Source organism: Candidatus Polarisedimenticolia bacterium (assembly GCA_036004685.1).
GTDB lineage: Bacteria > Acidobacteriota > Polarisedimenticolia > Gp22-AA2 > AA152 > DASYRE01.
Map to the genome: position 1 here is coordinate 1 of DASYRE010000046.1, position 19826 is coordinate 19826.

The window sequence follows — 19826 nt, forward strand, 5'->3', positions numbered from 1 at the left end:
GGGGGAAAGGTAGCTGAACACACCGTCTTGGTGCCGGTCATCTCCGCGCATCGTGGGCTCCTCCGAAAAGTTCCGGAGCATCGTACAACGATGAGTGATCACGTCAACGGGAAAATGAAGGGTTTTTCAGCATCCTGCTAACGGGCCGTATCACGCGCGGTGGGTGAGTGCCGACGCTTCCTGTCGGCTGCGAGCCCGACGCCCACCGTCGCGTGCATACGGAGGTTAGGCCTCATTTTGACTCTCGGGATCCGCCGGTAGGCCGGAGCGGATCCGTTGCTGCCGCCGATACTCCCGAGCATGTCTCAAGCAGTAGAGCAACTCCTGCGCGTCAGTATCAACGGCATACTCGAAAAGTGTGGTGCGGTCCAAGTAAGCCCGTTCAACTTCATTCATGATGCCGCGAATTTTCTCGAATGCTGAATCGATGGTTTTCTTGGTGATTGGCACGAGGGGAACTAAGCTACGCCCAAGTATCGTGTCGAGGTCAGAATGGGCGAGAAGTTTGCTCCGTCGCTGTCGGATGGGCCCGCACAGCGTTTCGAGTTCGTCAAGTTGCACCTTGACTCGATCGCGTAAACCCGCCGGGTCGGCAGGGTCGATGTGTACAAGAAGCCGGCTTAGACTGAGATTGTCCTTCCCGACCGACTTGAGCGGGTCCGTAAGCCGGGCGATGGCTAATTGTATATGGTCTGCCCAGACATGTTGGCTTAGGCCGAAATAGGCTTGGGCGCCAAAGTTGAGCAGGTCAACTGTCTCCTTGCTTCCGTAGAGCTCACTAAATATCTTCCACTTCATATGCAGGCGAACAACTTCCTGCCAAAGCGCCGCTCGAACCGCGGCTAGTTCAGCCGGCATTGCGGATGGTTTACCCACTGTACTCACTCTCGGCTCCTCGTGATGCATGCCTAACTAGTTTTGTGCCGATCCCCGTTATTTGATAGGGCTGCGAGGACGGCGAGAATAAAAAAAGTAGTGCCGCACGAGCCTGCGCGGGGAAGCCCCTCCAATCCAACGACAGAGGGAAAAAGAGCGCGCCTCCATTCGGAGGTTTTCAACGAAATAGACTGACCTGTACGAAAAAATATGACTGCGAGGGAGCAGGTGGTAAGGGTTCGGTGGAGGTGCCGGGCGTGACGAGGACTCGGGATGGATTGTCATGCGAACCCCCCGCGCGAATGGCTCGCCAGGCTCGGAGTTGGGGGCGCGGTTGGAGAAACTATACGCCCGTGGCGGCATGTAGCGCAAGGAATGGAGTCGCGCCGCTGAAGATCGGCGCGGAGTCGTGACAGCGGTGCACGCCTAGTGGTCACCTTGGAGGTAGATGGTCCGGATTGTAGACGCTGCCGACGATGATGGGCTGGTCGGGATCCCCCTCGAGAAAGGCGACCACCACCTCCCAGCCGACGCGGGGGAGAACGAACCCGGTCTCGGTTCCGGCGTAAAGCGCCCCGACGCGCACCCAGCACGAGCTGGACTCGTCCCGCCGGCCCTCGCGATCCCAGTGGAATTGCACTTTCACGCGGCCGTATTTGTCGGTGAAGATCTCCTCGCCGGGGGGCCCGACCACGACCGCCGTCTGCGTGCCGGGAACGACCGGTCTCGGAGTCTTCCGGGCGGGCCGGAAAGGCAGGCCGGCCGGGATGCATTCGAAGCGGTTCCGATATTCCCCCTTCGAGCCGTCGGTCGCCGCCCGCGCCGAGTGCTGTACGGAGGTCAGGACGTACGCTCCGTCGCCGTCGAAGTGCCGGGTGAGCTGAAACCGGTGCCCGGGCGTAAAGATCGCCGCGGTCGACACGCCGCGGATGACGAGCGCCTGGGCCGCTTCTTCCTGCATCCGGATTCCCACGGTGCGCCGGCCGTCCTCGAAGATCTTGGTGAGCTCGTCGGGCCCCTCGGCGCCGCCAGGATCGATGCCGTCGAAACGCTTCGCATAACCTCCCGGATAGTCGTAGAGCTTCAGAGCGTCGGCGCCGCCGGCGGTGAGCCGGTGCAGGACCTGCCCGGCCGCGACCGTATCCTGGATGTCCGCGCTCACCTCGAGAGTCTGGCCCGGCAGCTCGAACTCGTGATCTCTTAGGGTGGTCTTGCCCGAGCGGATCTCCTGAATCTTGTCCCAGTCCGCGATCGTGTCGGGGCGGTCGAGCGCGGCGCACCGGTAGGGGAACGCGCCCGCCAGGTCCGGGTGCCCTTCGGGAGTGTTGGCGAGCACCATCGTGTGGCCGCCCGCCGAGTGCCTGAAGAAGTAAAAGATTCCCTCCTCCTCCATGAGGCGGCTCAGGAAGGCGAAGTCGCTCTCCTGGTACTGGACCACGTAGGTGCGCGGGTGGAAGGTCCCCTGGAGCTGCATCGTGAAGGCGAGGCCGGGAGTCTCGCGCAGGACCGTGGCGAGGATGTCCGGAACGGACATCTCCTGGAAGATGCGGGTCGACCGCGTGCGGGTCAGGAGCCAGAGCCTGGGCACGATCTCGGCCTGGTAGCGGGTCCTCTCGCCCTGGCTGAAGCGGTTGCAGATTCCGTGGAAGTACCGCGTCTGTCCTCCCGGCATCGTCACGCTTATGCCGATCTCCCGGCCCAGCAAGTCGCTCGCGGAGATGCTGGCGGTACTCGCCGACACCAGATCGAGCTGGTATGAGAAGAGGGAGGAGATCCCTTCCTGCCCGTGGAACGCTTCGAGCACCAGAGACTCAGCCCCGGCGGGCGCGGACAGCGACAGGACAACCCCGGAATCAGAAGCCGAAGCGTCGACTCCTATCTGGCGGATCTCCATGGCTGCCGCCGCGCCGGCCGCCAGGGTCAGAATGATGAGTGCGACCGAGAGCCTGGCGCCGTGTCTCATGAGGACCTCCTGGGGATAGTCATCCGAAGAGCCGATCCCGTCACCGATCAGGCAAACGGAGAGAGGATGTTGCGAGAGGTCCGATTCTGACGCCAGAAGTCCGGACAGGTCAAGCGTCTTCGGCGTCCGGCCACGGATAGGACCATTACCCGGCATCCGGCCCTGGCCAGGTTTACTTCAGCCAAAATGGAAGTCATGGTCGCCTTTCGAACTTGCCTGTCCTCTTCCACTGTCCTCGTGGGAGTCTGTCCAGCCGGCCCGCGGAAATCTGTCCGAGCCGTCCCGCGGTCGCTATACTATTTCACGCCGTCCCCGAGCGTTCGTTGAAAGCCGGAAGCCAGAGCACTCCGTGGGAGCGCCGATGCAGTCGCCCCGGCGGGTGAGCAACCCGCCCAATCCGTGGTCCAGCCAGCACGTCGAGTGGATCGATGCCCCGCCGCTCGTGGCGCTGGAAGTGTACGAAGAGGAGGCCAAGACGATCCTGGCGACGAACGACAGTCCCGACGTCGGCTTCACCTGGAGCGTCAATCCCTACCGCGGCTGCCAGCATGCCTGCGCCTATTGCTATGCCAGGCCGACCCACCAGTACCTCGGCTTCGGCGCGGGAACCGATTTCGACTCCCGGATCGTCGTCAAGCGCAACGCCCCGGAGCTGTTGCGCAAGGAGCTGGCGCACCCGCGGTGGAGGCGCGGCCGCGAGACGATCGCCTTCTCGGGAGTGACCGACTGCTACCAGCCGCTCGAGGCTTCCTACGAGCTGACGCGCCGGTGCCTGGAGATCTGCGACGAGTTCCGCCATCGCATCGCGATCATCACGAAGAGCGCCCTAATCCGACGCGACCTCGATCGGCTCGCCCGGATGAGCGGTCGCGGCGGCGCCCACGTGACGATTTCGATCCCCTTCGCCCGCGACGAGGACGGGAGGAAGATCGAGCCGCTCGCCAGCGCCCCGTCCACCCGCTTCGAGACGATTCGCCGGCTGGCGGAGGCGGGCGTGCCGGTGGGAGTGGGGATCGCGCCGCTGATTCCCGGACTGAACGACAGCGCCATCGCCGAGATCCTCGAGCGGGCCAAGGCAGCGGGCGCGACCGACGCGTTCCTGGTGCTCCTGCGGCTGCCGGCCGAGGTCAAGCCGGTCTTCGAAGAGCGCCTGCACGAAGTCTTCCCCGAGCGCGCCGAGAAGGTCCTCCACGCGCTGCGCGACATGCGTGAAGGACATCTTTACCGCTCCGAATTCGGCGAGCGGATGCGCGGCAAGGGCCCGCGTTGGGAGGCGATCCACAGCCTCTACGAGGCCCAATGCCGGCGCCTCGGCCTCGATCACCGCCGCTACGACCCGGCCGACAAAAAGAGCGCCCCCGCCCCGGCCCTCCCGAAGCAGATCCCGCTGTTCCAATAGCCAGCCGATGGATTTGCTCAAAGACTCTTCACTCGCGAGACTTTGCCTCCATTCATGAGATCGGCCATCAATTCGGCCTGAAAGAGTTTACAGGCCGCGGGTGCAGCAATATGCTGATGCAGGAATAATCTCCGGGCGAAGGGGATTACGATCTGCCACCTGCGGAAGAGTTCTTTCTTCGCATGTGCTGAAGAGGTGGGAGACTATCAAGGAGAAGAATATGAGCCAACGGAGTGAAACCGAGACCACCATGAAAGCCGTACGCATCCACGCCTTCGGCGGTCCGGAAGTGTTGCGGTATGAAGACGCCCCGCGGCCGGTCGCCGCGGCGGGCGAGGTCCTGATCCGGATCCATGCCAGCGCGGTCAATCCCGCGGATTGGAAGTTCCGCAATGGATTGTTCGGGAAGGATGCACCCTTGCCGCTCACGCTGGGTTTCGATTTCTCCGGAGTGGTCGAGGCTCTTGGCGAAGGCGTCACGCGCTGGAAAACGGGCGACGAAGTTTATGGGTATGGGCTGGGCGCCTATGCCGAATATATTGCCGTGAAGGAAACCTTGGTGGCCGCCAAGCCGAAAACGGTAGACCACATCCATGCGGCCGCCATCGCCTCGGCGAGCCTGGCGGCCTGGAAGGCCTTGTTCGAAGTGGGCGGATTGCGTCCCGGCCAGAAGGTTCTGATCCACGGAGCGACCGGCGGCGTGGGGGGGTTCGCCGTGCAGCTTGCGCATGCCAAGGGCGTCCATGTCATCGGCACGGCATCGAAGCGCAACCAAAGCTATCTCAAGGAATTGGGCGCCGATGAAGCCATTGATTACGAATCGGTCCGTTTTGAGGACGAGGTTCGCGATGTGGACATGGTGTTTGATACCCAAGGCGGTGAGACGCAGGCGCGCTCCTGGAAGACCCTCAAGCGAGGCGGCATCCTGGTTTCCATCGCGCAGCCTCCGGCCCAGGCGGAAGCGGAGAAACATGGCGTGCGGGCTGCGTTCATGGTCAATGAAATGAAGGCCGAATCCTTGAACGCCATCACCAAGCTGGTTGACTCCGGGAAATTGAAGGCCGTGGTCGACACCGTTCTGCCCCTGTCCGAGGCGCGCCGCGCCCAGGAGCTCATCCAAACCGGCCACACGCGCGGGAAAATCGCGCTCAAGGTGGTTTGACTCAACGGGAGCTTGAAGCGATGCGCCGCCCAACCCTTCGCGCGCTGATCCTGACTGCCTTGATGGGAGCCTGCGGCGGTCTCTCCCCAGGTTTCGCCGCCGATGATCGGCAAACTAAATCGCCCTGGGACCTCAAGATGTTCCGGTTCGAGTTCGACAACGACAGCTTCATCGGATCCGACGACGCGTTCTCGGCAGGCTGGAGCTTCCAGGTGCATTCGCGGGTGATGGACCAGTGGAATCCCGCCTACGCCGGCTGGATCGGTAAGCTGCCCGGGCTGGGGGATGATGGCCCGGGCCGCCGCGTCGTCCGCTGGGCGTTCGCATTGAGCCAGATCATCATCACGCCGAAAGACATCAGCATCGCCGCGCCGCAGCCGAACGACGCGCCGTGGGCCGGCTCGCTCGGCGTGACCGGCACCTGGTCGTCGTACGACAACCGGAAGCTGGGGGCGCTGCAGATCTACCTCGGGTGCATGGGTCCCTGCTCCCAGGCCGAGGACGTGCAGAAATTCATTCATGAGGATCTCGGCTTCGGGGATCCGCCCAAGGGATGGAAGAATCAGCTCTCGAACAAGGCGCTGGCCAACCTGAACTACGAGTACCGCTACAAGCTGTTCAGCCCCGCGGTGGCTGCCTACCTCCCCAGACGGTTCGCCGCCGACCTCGCCGTCGGTAGCGAGGCGGCGGCCGGGAACCTGACCACTCGCGTGAATGGCGAGGTTGAGCTGCGGTTCGGGTGGGGATTGCCGATGGGGTTCACGAAGATCCCCGACCCGCCCGGCGTCGGGATGGTCCTCGATCCCGTCTACCTCGACCCGGAGCAGCCCCTGATCGACCTGTACGGCTGGCGCATCTATTTCAACCTGGTCGTGCGTCGCCACTGGATCACCTACCTGGCGCCGTCCGAGGGGGGCCCGACCGAGAGCGGCGGGAATCAGCCGAAGCTCAGACCGTATCCCGGCAAGGAGGACGTGCTCTTCGGGGTGCACCTGACCCGGGTCCCATTCAGCGTCCACGTTACCTACTACCGGTACTTCAGCTCGGTTCCGGCAGGCATCGACGGGACGCTCGACTGGGTCAACTTCTCTTTCGAGTACCGCTTCTAGCGGCCACTTCCCGGTACCACGCCTGTCGAAGCTCGCTGAAACTCACGCCGGACGTGAGCCTGCGCTGCCACGGCTGCCCATTTCCGGGGTTTGGCATTATGATTAGCGACATGCTGCCTCATCGCTCGACGTCCGGGGACTGGCCGGCACTCAGCTACAAGGACTGGGAGCCCACGTGCACGACGCTGCACCTATGGACGCAGATTGTCGGCAAGGTGCGGCTCGCACAAACTCCCTGGATCAATCACTCCTGGCACGCGACCTTCTACTTGACGGCGCGAGGTCTCACGACGTCGACCATCGCCTATGGACCGCGCACGTTTCAAATCGATTTCGACTTCATCGGCGACGCACTGCGCATCGCCACGAGCGATGGCGGCGTCGCGACGCTGGCTCTGGCGCCGGCATCGATCGCCGATTTTCACGCTCGCTTCCGGGCCGCCCTCGCCGAGCTGGGACTCGAGATCGCCATGCACGACCGGCCGAGCGAGATGCCGAAGGCCGTGCCGTTCGCCGAAGACAGGGCGCCTCGCCCCTACGATGCCGACGCCGTCCGGCGCTTCTGGCGCGCCTTGCTCCACACCGAGCGCGTTCTCGTACGCTTTCGCTCCGGGTTCCTCGGCAAGGTGAGTCCGGTGCACCTGTTCTGGGGCGGTCTCGACTTGGCAGTGACGCGCTTTTCGGGCCGCCGTGCGCCGCGACATCCGGGTGGCGTGCCGCACCTGCCGGATGCCGTGAACGTCGAGGCCTATTCGCACGAGGTGAGCAGCGCCGGCTTCTGGCCGGGCGGCAGCGGAGCCGACGACGCGGCCTTCTACTCGTACGCCTATCCGGAGCCCGAGGGCTTCCGGACGGCGGCGGTTCGACCTGTCGGCGCGCTGTACGAGGCAAAGCTCGGCTTGTTCATGCTGCCGTATGCGGCGGTAAGGAGCGCGCCGGATCCGGAGGCGACGCTGCTCGAATTCTTGCAGAGCACGTACGAAGCGGCTGCCAACCTGGCAGGCTGGAATCGGGCGGAGCTCGACAGCTCATTCGGTGAACCCGGCGTGCCCCGGCAGGTCTAGCGCTCGAGCGCCCCGCGCACGCGCTTGCGATTCACCCGCCAGCCCTCCCAGATCCCTCTGTTGCTGTCCTCCTCCCCGTATTCGTCCCTGCTTTGAGCGATGAACCACTGGAGTAATTGCCTTCTCCTTGGAGCGGCCGAGGGCCGCGACGAGAGAGGATGTCGGAGCGGGAGCCACGAGGGCCGCAGCTCCAATCTTCTCGGCGGAGCTTTCCACCTGAGCCCCTCGCGGGCCATAATCGCGCATGCCTTCCCCCCGCGCCTGGACGCTCGCCGCCATGATTCTGGGATCGAGCCTGACGTTCATCGACGCGACCGTCGTGAACGTGGCGCTGCCGGCGCTCCAGGCGGATCTCGACGCTACCATCACCGAAGTCCAGTGGGTCATCGAGGCTTACGCCCTGTTCCTCGGGGCGCTGATTCTGGTCGGCGGCTCGCTGGGAGACCAGCTCGGGCGCAAGCGCGTCTTCCTCGCCGGGGTGGCGCTGTTCACGACCGCGTCGGCGCTGTGCGGCCTGGCGGGCTCGGCGCGCGTGTTGATCGCCGGCCGGGCGCTCCAGGGCATCGGCGCCGCGTTCCTCGTCCCCGGCAGCCTGGCGATCATCAGCGCGACGTTCGACGACGCCGGCCGGGGCCGCGCCATCGGAACCTGGTCGGGGTTCAGCGCGATGACTTCGGCCCTCGGACCGATCGCCGGCGGCTGGCTCATCGAGCACGTGAGCTGGCGCGCCGTGTTCTTCCTGAACCTGCCGCTGGCGGCGGTCGTGGTGGCGCTTGCCTGGCGCTTCACGGCGGAGAGCCGCGATCCGTCGCGCCTCGGCCACGTCGATTGGACCGGCGCGGCGCTGGCGGTCGGCGGCCTCGGCGGGATCGTGTTCGGCCTGCTCGAGTGGCCAAGCCTCGGCGCGAGCCCCCCGGTGCTCGGCGGGATCGCGGCGGGCGCCGCCGCGCTCGCGCTTCTCGTGCCGGTCGAACGGCGGGCGCGGAACCCGATGCTGCCGTTGAGACTGTTCCGCTCGCGGCCGTTTACGCTCGCGAACCTCCTCACGCTGCTGCTGTACGCCGGTCTTGGCGTCACTCTGTTCGTCGTCCCCATGAACCTCATCCAGGTCCAGCACTACACCGCGACGTCGGCGGGCGCCGCGTTCCTGCCGTTCCCCCTGATCCTGTTCGCGTTGTCGCGCTGGTCGGGCGGTCTGGTCGCCCGGATGGGCAGCCGCTTGCCGCTGACTCTCGGACCGCTGATCAGCGCGGCGGGGCTGGCCCTGTACGCGAGACCGGGCGTCGGAGGCCCGTACTGGACGACGTTCTTCCCGGCGATCGTGGTGCTCGGCCTCGGCATGGCGATCACCGTCGCGCCCTTGACGACGACCGCGATGGGCGCCGTGGAGCGCGACCATGCGGGCGTCGCGTCGGGCGTCAACAACGCGGTGGCGCGCGTCGCCGGGCTGCTCGCCATCGCGGTCTTCGGAGCGCTGCTGGTGAGGACCTTCGATACGCGGGTCCGGCTCCGCCTCGACCCCCTCGAGTTGCCGTCCCCGGTGAGGACGGCGATCGATCGTGAGCTACCGAAGATGGCGGGCGCCGAGCTGGATTCCGTGCCGTCCATGGCGCCGGCGCAGCGGGCCGCCGTCCGGCGGGCGATCGACGAGGCGTTCGTCTCAGGGTTTCGCCTGGTGATGATCGGCGCGGCGGCGCTGGCTCTTGCCGCCGCGATCGCCGGCGCGTCGATCCGCGGCAGATCCGCGACGGGGTCGTTGGACCAGAGCCCTCCCGGTGGTAGGATTTCTTGAAGCTCGAAGCGGCGACCGTAGTCCGCGACGACGGCCGGCCCTCGTTGCGGTCGGCAGGTTGCCGACCGTGCGATCCCTAAGCGATCTGGCGCAAGGAGACAGACCATGTTCACGAACGGGAAGCCATTTTCCAGTTTTTCGGTGAACGATTTGCAGAAGGCGAAGGAGTTCTATCACCGCACGCTCGGATTGGAGGTCTCTGAAAAGCCAGAAGGACTGGAGCTGCACGTTCCGGGCCAGGCGAAAATCTTCATGTATCCCAAGCCGAACCACACGCCGGCGACCTTCACCGTCCTCAATTTCCCCGTTGCCGACATCGAGGAAACGGTCGACGAGCTCTCCCGGAAGGGCGTGCGCTTCGAGCACTATGATGAACCCAACATCAAGACCAACGAGAAGGGGATCGCGCGCTGTCAGGGCGCCCCCAGCATCGCGTGGTTCAAGGATCCCGCGGGGAACATCCTGTCGGTGCTCGAAGAGAAGTAAGTCCTCCATAACGAGGGATCCCTCCGCTCTCGGCGTCCGGAGTCGGGGAGGCGTGTGGCCGATTCGGCGAGGCCGGTGATCGAGCTCCGGGAGGTGAGCCGCCGTTACGGCGACACGCTCGCGGTGGATCGCGTGTCGCTCTCCGTCGGGCGCGGAGAGCTGGTCGTCCTGCTGGGAGGCTCGGGGAGCGGCAAGACCACCACGCTCAAGATGGTGAACCGGCTCATCGAGCCCAGCTCCGGCGGGATCTTCGTCGACGGTGCGGAGGCGCAGTCGGTTCCAGGTCCCGAGCTGCGCCGGCGGATCGGCTACTGCTTCCAGCAAGTCGGCCTGTTTCCGCATCTCACCGTCGCCGGGAACATCGCTGTCACCCCGTCGCTGCTCGGCTGGGATGCGGGCCGCATCGCCCGTCGCGTGGACGAGCTACTCGATCTCGTCGAGCTGGACCCCGCCGCGTTTCGCGACCGGCGGCCGTCCGAGCTGTCGGGCGGGCAGCAGCAACGGGTCGGCGTCGCCCGAGCGCTCGCGGCCGAGCCCAAGGTCATGCTGCTGGACGAGCCGTTCGGCTCCCTCGACCCTCTCACGCGCGATCGGATCCAACAATCGTTCCAGCGGATCCGGCGGCGGCTCGAACTGACGGCCATCTTCGTCACCCACGACATGATCGAGGCGCTTCTTCTCGGCGACCGGGTGGCGGTGATGAACCATGGCAGGCTGGTCCAGGTCGGGACGCCGGAGGAGCTTGTGCGCCGGCCGGCCGACGACTACGTCGCGAGCCTGATGGCGACGCCGGCCCGGCAGGCCGGAGCGCTGAAGGATCTGGTGGGAGGGGAGTCGGGGAAAAGGCAGGAACCGCGATGAGAGAGCAGCTCGCTCTGCTGCCGGAGTACCTGACCGACCATCTCCAGCTCACCCTCCTGGCGCTGCTCCTGGGTTCGATCGTGAGCGTCCCGATCGGAATCTGGTCGACCCGTCGCCGGCGTCTCGGCGCGGCGGTCCTCGTCGTCGCCGGCGTGATCCAGACGATCCCGAGCCTCGCCCTGTTGGCGGTGATGGTCCCGCTTCTCGCCTGGCTGGGCGCGCTCGCCTCCGGCGCCGGGATCGAGATTCGCAGCATCGGCTTCCTCCCGGCGATCGTCGGATTGACGCTCTACAGCATCCTTCCCATCCTGCAGAACACCATCATCGGGATCAACGGGGTCGACCCCGCGCTCCGCGAGGCGGCCCGCGGCGTCGGCATGACCGATCGGCAGCAGCTCTGGCGGGTCGAGCTGCCGCTGGCGATGCCGGTGATCGTGGGCGGGATCCGGACCTCCACCGTGTGGGTCGTGGGGATCGCGACGCTGTCGACGCCGGTGGGGGCGAGCAGCCTCGGGAACTACATCTTCAGCGGCCTGCAGACTCGCAATTTCAAAGCGGTCCTGGTGGGCTGCGCGAGCGCCGCCGGTCTCGCCATCGGCCTCGACACCCTGGTGCGGGCGCTGGAAACGGGAATCCGCCAGCGACGGCCCCAGCTCACCGCCGGCGCGGCCGGAATCTTGGGCGTCCTGACGCTCTACGCCGCCGCCAGCTTCGGGATGGGGGCGGCGGCGGGCGACCGCCCGGTTCTCATCGGCGCCAAGACCTTCACCGAGCAGTACGTCCTGGGCGAGATCCTGGCCACCCACGTCCGGCGCGAAACCGGCCGGAGCGCGAAGGTGGTCCCCTCGCTCGGATCGACCGTGGCGTTCGACGCCCTGCGCGCCAACGACATCGACGCCTACGTCGACTACTCCGGAACGATCTGGGCGACGATCATGAAACGGACGGGGATCCCGCCCGATCGGAGCGAGGTGCTGGAGGAGGTCGGGCGATACCTGAAGAGGGAGCACGGGATCACGCTCGTCGGCGCTCTGGGGTTCGAGAACGCCTATGCCCTGGCGATGCGGGCGGATCGCGCGCGGCAGCTCGGCGCCGACTCCCTCAGCAGGCTGGCGGTGCACGCCCGGTCGCTCGAGATCGCGGGGGACTACGAGTTCTTCAGCCGGCCGGAATGGGCCGCGCTCGAGCGCGTCTACGGCTTCGCCTTCCGGGCCCGCCGAAGCATGGACCCCACGCTGATGTACCAGGCGGTGGCCGAGTCCCAGGTGGACGTCATCAGCGCCTTCACCACCGACGGCCGGATTGCGGCCTACCACCTGGCGATCCTCGAGGATGACCGTCATGCCATCCCTCCCTACGACGCCATCATCCTGGTCGGCCCGCGCCTGGCCCGGGAGCGGCCGGAAGCTCTGGCCGCTCTGCGCGAGCTCTCCGGATCGATTCAGCCGGAGGAGATGCGGCGCATGAATTCCGCCGTGGACCGGGAAGGGCGCAGTCCCGGTGAGGTCGCGCGAGACTTTCTCGACCGCCTTCCCGGATCCCGGCGGACCGGTTCTTAAGTCGGCGGCAAGACGGATGAAAACGCCGCCGGCCGAGGTCAAGCCTGTCTTCGAGCAGCGCCTGCGTGAAGTCTTCCACGAGCGCCATGCCGTCGAATCATGCCTTGGATAGGTGCCGACCTGGGGCTGGCCCTCAGCCGGCCGGGTCGACCAAGGGATGTCAGGTCTCGGCCGGACGCCGCGGTCGGGCCCAGCCCGACGGGCTCAGCCTGACATCGGTTTGCGGCCGACGGGCAAATCACCCTACTTGAATCGCCCGCGGGGCGGGCCGAGAATGGAATGAGCCGTCGAGGGGGTGGGGTGAAACGGAAAGCAGCGCGACGGAGGTTCTGATGGACAACAACGCGGTGATTGCCATCGTAGCGGTGATCGCTATCGTGGCTCTTGGACTGGCCATTTGGTCCGCGGTTCGCAGGCGTCAAAGCAGCCATCTCCGGGATCAGTTCGGGCCCGAGTACGGCAAGGCGGTCGAAACCTTCGGCGGCCCTCGCTCGGCGGAGCGCGAGCTGGCGGCGCGAGAGAAGCGGGTCAAATCGTTCGACATCCATCCGCTGTCGCTCGATCAGCAGCGGGGGTTCACGAAGGCCTGGGAGGAGGCTCAGATACGGTTCGTGGACGATCCGCCGGCGGCGGTCACCGACGCCGATGGGCTGGTCAAGGAAGTGATGCAGGCGCGGGGCTATCCGATGGTCGACTTCGAGCAGCGCGCCGCGGACATTTCGGTGGATCACCCCGAGGTGGTCAACCACTATCGGGCCGCCCGGGCGATCGCGGTGACGAACCGGGAGGGCAAGGCCATGACCGAGGACCTGCGGCAGGCGCTGGTCCATTACCGGGCCTTGTTCGAGGATCTTTTGGAGACGGCGCCGCCCCAACGCAGGGTGAGCGCCCGGTAGGAAGGAAGGAGAGGCCAGGGTCGCGCGGGTGGGGGCTCAGGCTCCGGCCCGCGCGGCTCGCGGAGGTGGAAGCAGCGCCGCGATTCTTATCGCCCGCTCCGTCCGCACCTGCGCGAGCGTGCATTGCCTGGGCGACTTGTCCGGCCTCCAGCGCAAGAAACGCGTTCCATGGCGGAACCGATTCCCCGTGAAGTGATCGTACCTCACTTCGACCACCAAGCGTGGCGCGAGAGGAACCCATTCCCCGAGCGCTGGGTGGACCAGCGGCTCGGACCGCCGGGAGCCGCTCCCGTGAACCCCGGCGGATGAATGAGCGGCTCGAGCTACATCGCGAGGCGGCGGCGCGGCGGGAGACGGCCCGGGCGCCGGCCGTGGCGGTCGCCGGGATCCAGCATCACGTAGCGCAGCGGACGTCCTTCGTCGACGCAGCGCAGCATCAATCCGCCGCGGCTCATGTCGCCCCGGCCCACGAACTCTGCCGGGAAGCGCACCCGGTCGCCGAGGACGCCAGTGAGAAGATCGAGGTATTTCCCGGTGGCGATGCTCCCCAGCAGGATGAAGTGGCATTCGGGTCCCGCCGACGCGGCGAGCCTACCAACGTCGCGCAGGAGCGGCCCGCGATAGCGCCGATCGGCGGGATCAATTGGAACGTCCGCCAGCCGGCGAAGGAACGACAGCGTGATCGCCTCCTCGGGCCGCCTCAATCCGTAGCCGGGAGTGATGACCAGGGCGCCGGGAAGGCCGCGCGGCGGGGAGGAGAAGGCGCCGGCGTAGGCCACCTTGCCGCGGAAGTAGAGGCCGCTCAGGAAGGTGAAGACCTCGGAGAGGGGAGCGCCCCCGGGACTACGGAGCCTGCAGGCCAACTCGAATCCGGCCTTCTCGCTGAGAAGAAGCCCGGCTCGCCGGCCCCCACAGTGCGCGGGGGAAAGAAGATAGATGCGCCTCATGGCTCATTCTAAAGCCGCGTTCTGCGAAAGAGTATTCTCAGGGAACGGACGCCGCAGCCCGGCCGTGAACTTCCTCGGGAAGAGCTGCCGGTCCCGGCGGATGGAGGAAAAGCGCCCCTATTAATAATGAACAGGAAGGACCCGGAGGTCATGACGTGCCCACGGCCCGCCCCGTCGCTCGGGTCCTCTCGGGAGACTTTTCGTGAGAACATAGATGCTTCTGGAATGCAGCTGGGTGGGCGGCTCCGAGGCCTTTGGACTGCCGGGCAGCAGTCGGCTGGGCCGGTCAGTGGCCTCCGAGCGAAATCAAAGAAGGGAAAGGGTGAAAACGAACGGAACGGCGGAAATGACGGGGGCCGGTCGAACCATCTTGCACCGCCTGGCGCGGGAGGCCGCTTGGGTGCCGGCGACGGTTCTCGTGCTGCACGCAGCCCTCGGAGCGATCTTAGGTCACGAGCCCTACCTCGATCCGGTGATGCACCTGCTGGGGGGAGCGGCGGCCGCTTTCTTCTTCCGCCACGCCGGCTCAGCGGCCGCGCCGTTACTCGGAGCGCTGACGGACACGGCGCTGGACCTGCTTTCCTTCGGTCTGACGTGCGCCATCGCCTTGGGGTGGGAATTCGCGGAATTCGTGGTCGACCATATCTTCGACACCAACGTCCAGCTGAGCCTCGGCAACACGATGCGCGACCTATTCCTCGGAGTCACCGGCGCGCTTCTCTACCTGACGGCCCGAAGCGCGCTGGGCGCCGCCCGCCGCCGGATTGCGGAGACGCGAGACTAGGCCTGGCCATAAGCCTCTGCATCGATTTCTACCTGGTCGGCGGGATCATCGTGGGGAGACGGCCGATGCCGTGGCTGGCGCTCGGGATGCTCGGAATCTTCGCGACCTTGTGGTTCTTGCTGCCGCGCGTGCGGGCCCTGCAGCGTCTGGTGATCCGCGGAATGGATCCCTCCAGCTCTCTCGAAGCACCCGGACCGATCGATTCGGCCGCTTAGCGCGCCGCGGCCCGAGCCGGGCTGGCACCCTGGGTGACCGATACCAGGTTGTCGTCGGGATCGCGGTCGATCAGCTTGTTGAAGGGATCGATGCCGGCTTTCACCGGCTGCTGATCGACGACCATCTCGAACGTGCTGGCCGAGCCGTCGACGTGGCGCTTCTCGAGGGCCAGCAGGCGCCCTTCGGACGGTCCCTTCGGATCGCGGCTCCCGAACACCCCGAAGTCGATCCAATCGTCCATCGGAACTTTCGTCTCGCGCCCCGACCCGTCGGCGTGGTACTTCGCGGCGCCGACTTCGATCCGCACGACGTACTTGCCGTCGTCGCGCTTCGACCAGGTGGCGGCGACCGCCTTGTTCTCGTACAAGGTGATCTTCCGGAAGAGATCGTCGAGGATCGCCCGCCGGTCCTCCGGGACCGCCCTCTGGATGTAGTCCAGGAACTCGATCGAGTAGGTGTAGGGCGGCTGCTGGAATGCCGTCGCCTTCACGTATTGCGCCAGCGCCGCGTTGAGCGGCTCCTCTCCGACGTAATCCTTGAGGGCGTACATCACCAGGCTTCCCTTGCGGTAGTGGATGTAGGGCTGGTTCTCCACGAGATAGGAAGGAAGCTCCTCGATCCGCTCGCCGCCGCGCCCTTGCAGGTAGCGGTCCAGCTCGTACTTCAGGAAGCGGCGCATCTTCTCGGGACCGACGAGGTGCTCCATGACCATCAGGGCCGAGTATTGCGACATCGTCTCGGAAAGCAGGGTGGCGCCCTGGACGTTGCCGCCCATCACCTGGTGCGCCCACCACTGGTGCGCCACTTCATGGGCCGTGACGTAGGAGACGTAATCGATCGCGTCGGGCCGATCGTCGAGCCGCGCGATGAAGCCGATGCTCTCGGAGAAGGGAATGGTGTTCGGGAACGACTGCGCGAAGCGCTCGTAACGCGGAAACTCGACGATCCGGACCTGATGGTGCTGATAGGGGCCGAACTCGGTCGTGAAGTAGTCGAGGGATTTCTTCACGGCCGCAATCATCCGGTCGACGTTGTAGGGATGGCCGGGATGGTAATCGATCTCGATGTCGACGTCGTGCCAGCGGTCGCGCTTGACGGCGTAACGGGCCGACAGGTAGGCGAAGAAATCGAAAATCGGGGAGTCCATCTCGTAACGGAAATAGCGCCGGCCGTTGGCGGTCCATTCCCGCTTGAGATATCCCGGGGCAATGGCCATCTGATCCGGGCTGGTGCTGACCGTGGTGGCGAAGCGCACCCAGTCCGCCTCACCGGAGAGGTAGTTGTCGGCGCGCGCCGAGGCGTCGTCGATCTTGGGGAAGCGCTGCACGGGAGGCAAATCGCGGCGGCGGCGCTCGGTCGGATCGTCCAACTCGGCGGTCTTGGAATAGCCGACGTGGGGGAAGAAGTCGGCGCTGTTGAAGAACGTGCCGTTGGCGACGAACTGGTTGCGGCTGCCGTTGTTCACGAATCCGCGGTTCTGAATCGCCAGATCGTAGGTGACCTCCATCCGGCCGCCCGGGGCCAGCGGCGGCTCGAGGCGGTAGATCCGGTAGCCGAGGTCCTTGTCCTCCATGTCGAGCTTTCCGCCGGACGGCTTCAAGGATCGCACGACGACGTCGGGGTTCAGTGAGAGGTGCAGCCGATCGACCGGCGCCCCCGTCTTGTTCTCCAGATCGTAGCGCCCCCGGATGGCGACCGAGCGCGTCTCCGGATAGATGTCGACGTCGGCCTCGACGCCGGTGATGCGCGGCTGCGGAAGCCGCAGGTACTTCCGGTACTGCTTCTCGTAGCGCGCCTGCCGGTCGTAGCCCGTCTTCGTGGGCCGGTAGTGATTCAGGACGTTGGTGTTGTAGAAGATGAAGGCGCCGGCGGCCAGCGTCCCCGCAGCCGCGGTGACGAGACTCGCAGCGGCGGGGCGCGTCAGCCGCTGGCGGGCGACCCGCAACCGCAGCCGGAGCGAGGCTTCGGAGCCCCGTACCCACAGAAGGTGCGCCAGGACGACCAGACCCAGACAGACCAGCCCCCAATAGAGATAGAACCAGGCGAGCGGCTGGACGAAATGCCCGTAACCGTTCATGTCGGAATAAGGGGCGTCCGGAGTCGTGCCGAAACGGTAGAGATGGTGCTCGAGCCGCATCGCGGGCAGGACGAAGCCGGCGATGTAGAATAGGCTCGACGCGAGCCAGCCGACGAACTTGTTGTCCACCAGGACCTGCACGAACAGGCACAGCGCGGCATAGAACAGGAACTGCGGCAATCCGACCAGGAACAGCCCTTTGAGGTAGAGCGGGATTTCGAAGTTCGAGTAGCCGGTGCTCGCCTGGTACCCCATGCAGGTCAGCATCACGGCGATCTGCATGACGACGATGATCGCCCCGAGGGCGCAGAGCTTCGAGGCCCACCCAATCCAGGTCGGAACGGGCAGGGCGTCCAGCAGCTCCGACATCCTCAGGTTGCGCTCGCGCCAGACCATGTCGCCGCTGTAGAACGTCAGGACCAGGAACAGGAAGAGGCCGAACGAGCCGATGATGGCCCGCAGCATCAGGTTGGTGACGGGGTAAACCTTCGTCCCGTAGATGTCGTCGAGCGCATAGATGCTCCCGAAGACGTTCAGGAGCCCGGCGAACAGCATCACCATGAACGGCGCGCCCCGCAGAGCGCCCAGCGTCTCGATGCGCGTCTGGCGCACGAACTGTGACCAGGCCGCCGAGCGGCCGAAAGCTCGCGGGGCGGCGGGCAAAGGCGCCGAGGCCGCCGCCGGAGCGCCGGCCGCCGCGCTCTCGGCTTCCATCTGCCGCCGCGTGCTGCGGCGGGCGCCGCCGCCCGCGACGGTCGTGAATCGGAAGCGCGCCCAGGTGAAGACTAGGACCACGGCCGCGACCGCCAGCCAAAGGAGGCGGTTCTCGAGAAGAATGCCGCGCAAAGGCATCGCGCCGGTGTTCTTCTCGATCACCGTCCAGTAGCGCGTCACCAGCTCGAACGCCCCGAACCCGTAGGGGTCGGCGAGCGCCGCGAGGTTCCGATTCTCGAGATCGCCGAGAAAGATCCCCGAGATCGCGTACCCGACGAAGAAGACGACGACGCCGGCATAAGTCCACAGGAGGCTGCGGGTCAGCGTCGCCAGCGCGAAGAAGATCGCGCCGGTGATGATCACGTTGGGCAGGACGAACGCCAGCATCGAGAAAAGATAGGGCGCCAGCTGGAAGGGGCCGATGCGCTCCGGCTCTAGCCACGGCATCATGCCTCCGATCGCGACGCCGAGCAGGACGGCGATGTACACCAGCCACGACACGACCATGGCTCCGGCGAGACGCCCGAACAGATAATCGGCCTTGCGCACCGGCAGCGAGAAGAAGATGGCGTCGGCCTGCGTCTCGAAGTCCCGGTAGACGCTGCCGGCGGCGAACGCCGTGGTCAGGAAAGTGCCGATGAGGGTCATGACCAGGAGCATCTGCATCAGCACGAAGGGAGCGTTCCGGTTGACGCTGCCAATCGCCCCGCCCACGACGATCACGTCGGTGGTCACGGCGCCGAAGGTCATCAGGAAGAACAGGATCGCGGCGATCCAGAAGAGCGGCTGGCGCAGCTGGTAGCGGATCTCGAAAGCGAAGATTCTCCAGAACATGAGGCTCACGCCGCCTTCTGGTTGGCGTCGCGCAGCGTGGAGAAGTAGACGTCCTCGAGGTCGGCCGAGACCTCTTCGAAGGTGGGATTGGGCCGGGCCGGCGACAGGACGTGCAGCGCCGTGCGCCCGGCCACCAGGTGGGTTGAAATCACGCTCATCTCCCGCTCGTAAGCCGCAATCTGGTCGCGCGGCACGATCTTCTTCCAGACGCGGCCGCGCAGGCTCTCGATGGCCGACTGCGGCTCGCCGCTCACCAGGACGCGCCCCGCGGCGATGATCGCCATCCGGCTGCACAGGTCGCTGACGTCCTCGACGATGTGCGTCGACAGGATGACCACGACGTTCTCGCCGATCTCGCTCAGCATGTTGTGGAAGCGGAGCCGCTCCGCCGGATCGAGCCCGGCGGTCGGCTCGTCGACGATCATCAGGCGGGGATTGCCGAGAAGCGCCTGGGCGATCCCGAAGCGCTGCTTCATCCCTCCGGAGAAGGTCCCCAGCTTCCGCTTCCGCACGTCCCAGAGGTTCGTGCGGTGCATGACCGCCTCGACGATTTCGGCGCGCTTCCGTCCGTCGACGATCCCCTTGAGGACGGCGAAATGCTCGAGCATCTCCAGGGCCGAGACCTTGGGATACAGCCCGAACTCCTGCGGCAGGTATCCGAGCGTCCGCCGCACCGCGTCCTTCTGCCGGAGGACGTCGATCTCGCCGAAGGTGATCGAGCCGGTGTCGGGCTCCTGCAGGGTGGCGATGGTGCGCATCAGCGTCGACTTGCCCGCCCCGTTCGGCCCCAGCAAGCCGAACATTCCCGCCGGGATCCGGAGCGAGACGCCTTTCAGCGCCTGGACGCCGTTGGAATAGGTCTTGGAGATGTTGTCGACGACGAGCTCCGGGGTCATGGTTCCTCCTCGCGTGTCAGGGTGACTACCTCTATTACGCATCATGGCCCGGTTCGGTTCTTGGAATGTCCGTTTCTGGCACATGCGGGGGCCGGCTCGTCCTTCTCAAAGCATCTTATCCCAGGAGGTTACCTCTCAGGCTCGGCAAAACGGGCGCGCACGGGAGGCGGCGCCTCTCAAGGAATCCACGA

The 19826-nt window shown here is 65.9% G+C and carries 16 protein-coding genes and 1 pseudogene; 11 read left to right on the top strand and 6 right to left on the bottom strand.

Going from position 1 to position 19826, the window contains the following annotated elements:
- Nucleotides 1-225: 225 nt before the first annotated feature.
- Nucleotides 226-885: a hypothetical protein gene (locus VGR67_12185; protein HEV8337168.1), complete on the bottom strand. Its 660-nt coding sequence runs from the start codon at nucleotides 883-885 to the stop codon at nucleotides 226-228.
- A gap of 424 nt (nucleotides 886-1309) precedes the next feature.
- Nucleotides 1310-2839 carry a type VI secretion system tip protein TssI/VgrG gene (gene tssI / locus VGR67_12190; GenBank protein HEV8337169.1) on the bottom strand — a complete coding sequence of 510 codons (1530 nt, stop codon included), beginning with the start codon at nucleotides 2837-2839 and terminating at the stop codon, nucleotides 1310-1312.
- 361 nt (nucleotides 2840-3200) lie between these two features.
- On the opposite strand from tssI, the gene VGR67_12195 reads away from it, so the two are divergent.
- The 9 genes from VGR67_12195 to VGR67_12235 all read left to right on the top strand — a co-directional run bounded on the left by VGR67_12195 (nucleotide 3201) and on the right by VGR67_12235 (nucleotide 13167).
- Entirely contained in the window at nucleotides 3201-4238 is a 1038-nt protein-coding gene (locus tag VGR67_12195) for a PA0069 family radical SAM protein (GenBank protein HEV8337170.1), read from the top strand.
- 220 nt (nucleotides 4239-4458) lie between these two features.
- Nucleotides 4459-5400: an NADP-dependent oxidoreductase gene (locus VGR67_12200; protein HEV8337171.1), complete on the top strand. Its 942-nt coding sequence runs from the start codon at nucleotides 4459-4461 to the stop codon at nucleotides 5398-5400.
- A 20-nt stretch (nucleotides 5401-5420) separates the two neighbouring features.
- Nucleotides 5421-6509, top strand: coding sequence for a lipid A deacylase LpxR family protein (locus VGR67_12205; GenBank protein HEV8337172.1), 1089 nt, complete (start codon nucleotides 5421-5423; stop codon nucleotides 6507-6509).
- 98 nt (nucleotides 6510-6607) lie between these two features.
- Nucleotides 6608-7573 (top strand): DUF5996 family protein, encoded by a 966-nt coding sequence (locus VGR67_12210; protein HEV8337173.1) that lies wholly within the window; start codon nucleotides 6608-6610, stop codon nucleotides 7571-7573.
- A 244-nt stretch (nucleotides 7574-7817) separates the two neighbouring features.
- A complete protein-coding gene (locus VGR67_12215; protein HEV8337174.1) occupies nucleotides 7818-9365 on the top strand; it encodes an MFS transporter in 1548 nt (515 codons plus the stop codon).
- A gap of 105 nt (nucleotides 9366-9470) precedes the next feature.
- A complete protein-coding gene (locus tag VGR67_12220) occupies nucleotides 9471-9851 on the top strand; it encodes a VOC family protein (protein ID HEV8337175.1) in 381 nt (126 codons plus the stop codon).
- 54 nt (nucleotides 9852-9905) lie between these two features.
- Nucleotides 9906-10712: an ABC transporter ATP-binding protein gene (locus VGR67_12225; protein ID HEV8337176.1), complete on the top strand. Its 807-nt coding sequence runs from the start codon at nucleotides 9906-9908 to the stop codon at nucleotides 10710-10712.
- Nucleotides 10709-12271 (top strand): ABC transporter permease/substrate-binding protein, encoded by a 1563-nt coding sequence (locus VGR67_12230; GenBank protein ID HEV8337177.1) that lies wholly within the window; start codon nucleotides 10709-10711, stop codon nucleotides 12269-12271. Before VGR67_12225 ends, VGR67_12230 begins: the two co-directional genes overlap by 4 nt.
- A gap of 332 nt (nucleotides 12272-12603) precedes the next feature.
- Entirely contained in the window at nucleotides 12604-13167 is a 564-nt protein-coding gene (locus VGR67_12235; protein ID HEV8337178.1) for a hypothetical protein, read from the top strand.
- 36 nt (nucleotides 13168-13203) lie between these two features.
- Here VGR67_12235 and VGR67_12240 read toward each other — a convergent pair.
- Together VGR67_12240 and VGR67_12245 are read right to left on the bottom strand one after the other, a co-directional pair.
- A pseudogene (locus VGR67_12240) lies at nucleotides 13204-13490 on the bottom strand (ATP-dependent DNA ligase).
- A complete protein-coding gene (locus VGR67_12245; GenBank protein ID HEV8337179.1) occupies nucleotides 13491-14114 on the bottom strand; it encodes a hypothetical protein in 624 nt (207 codons plus the stop codon). It lies immediately after the preceding pseudogene.
- Nucleotides 14115-14436: 322 nt separating this feature from the next.
- On the opposite strand from VGR67_12245, the gene VGR67_12250 reads away from it, so the two are divergent.
- Together VGR67_12250 and VGR67_12255 are read left to right on the top strand one after the other, a co-directional pair.
- Nucleotides 14437-14898: a hypothetical protein gene (locus VGR67_12250; GenBank protein HEV8337180.1), complete on the top strand. Its 462-nt coding sequence runs from the start codon at nucleotides 14437-14439 to the stop codon at nucleotides 14896-14898.
- 65 nt (nucleotides 14899-14963) lie between these two features.
- The gene (locus VGR67_12255; GenBank protein HEV8337181.1) at nucleotides 14964-15113 is read left to right on the top strand and encodes a hypothetical protein; all 150 of its coding nucleotides are present in this window, start codon (nucleotides 14964-14966) and stop codon (nucleotides 15111-15113) included.
- Here VGR67_12255 and VGR67_12260 read toward each other — a convergent pair.
- A complete protein-coding gene (locus VGR67_12260; protein ID HEV8337182.1) occupies nucleotides 15110-18739 on the bottom strand; it encodes a M1 family aminopeptidase in 3630 nt (1209 codons plus the stop codon). The two genes, VGR67_12255 and VGR67_12260, sit on opposite strands and share 4 nt — an antisense overlap.
- Nucleotides 18740-18744: 5 nt before the next feature.
- A complete protein-coding gene (locus VGR67_12265) occupies nucleotides 18745-19635 on the bottom strand; it encodes an ABC transporter ATP-binding protein (GenBank protein ID HEV8337183.1) in 891 nt (296 codons plus the stop codon).
- Nucleotides 19636-19826: the final 191 nt, after the last annotated feature.

Bases quoted from the DNA above. Each gene is read 5' to 3' on its own strand.
- tssI (HEV8337169.1), bottom strand. From the start codon at position 2,839: ATGAGACACGGCGCCAGGCTCTCGGTCGCACTCATCATTCTGACCCTG.
- VGR67_12195 (HEV8337170.1), top strand. From the start codon at position 3,201: ATGCAGTCGCCCCGGCGGGTGAGCAACCCGCCCAATCCGTGGTCCAGC.
- VGR67_12200 (HEV8337171.1), top strand. From the start codon at position 4,459: ATGAGCCAACGGAGTGAAACCGAGACCACCATGAAAGCCGTACGCATC.
- VGR67_12205 (HEV8337172.1), top strand. From the start codon at position 5,421: ATGCGCCGCCCAACCCTTCGCGCGCTGATCCTGACTGCCTTGATGGGA.
- VGR67_12210 (HEV8337173.1), top strand. From the start codon at position 6,608: ATGATTAGCGACATGCTGCCTCATCGCTCGACGTCCGGGGACTGGCCG.
- VGR67_12215 (HEV8337174.1), top strand. From the start codon at position 7,818: ATGCCTTCCCCCCGCGCCTGGACGCTCGCCGCCATGATTCTGGGATCG.
- VGR67_12220 (HEV8337175.1), top strand. From the start codon at position 9,471: ATGTTCACGAACGGGAAGCCATTTTCCAGTTTTTCGGTGAACGATTTG.
- VGR67_12230 (HEV8337177.1), top strand. From the start codon at position 10,709: ATGAGAGAGCAGCTCGCTCTGCTGCCGGAGTACCTGACCGACCATCTC.
- VGR67_12235 (HEV8337178.1), top strand. From the start codon at position 12,604: ATGGACAACAACGCGGTGATTGCCATCGTAGCGGTGATCGCTATCGTG.
- VGR67_12245 (HEV8337179.1), bottom strand. From the start codon at position 14,114: ATGAGGCGCATCTATCTTCTTTCCCCCGCGCACTGTGGGGGCCGGCGA.
- VGR67_12255 (HEV8337181.1), top strand. From the start codon at position 14,964: ATGCCGTGGCTGGCGCTCGGGATGCTCGGAATCTTCGCGACCTTGTGG.
- VGR67_12260 (HEV8337182.1), bottom strand. From the start codon at position 18,739: ATGTTCTGGAGAATCTTCGCTTTCGAGATCCGCTACCAGCTGCGCCAG.
- VGR67_12265 (HEV8337183.1), bottom strand. From the start codon at position 19,635: ATGACCCCGGAGCTCGTCGTCGACAACATCTCCAAGACCTATTCCAAC.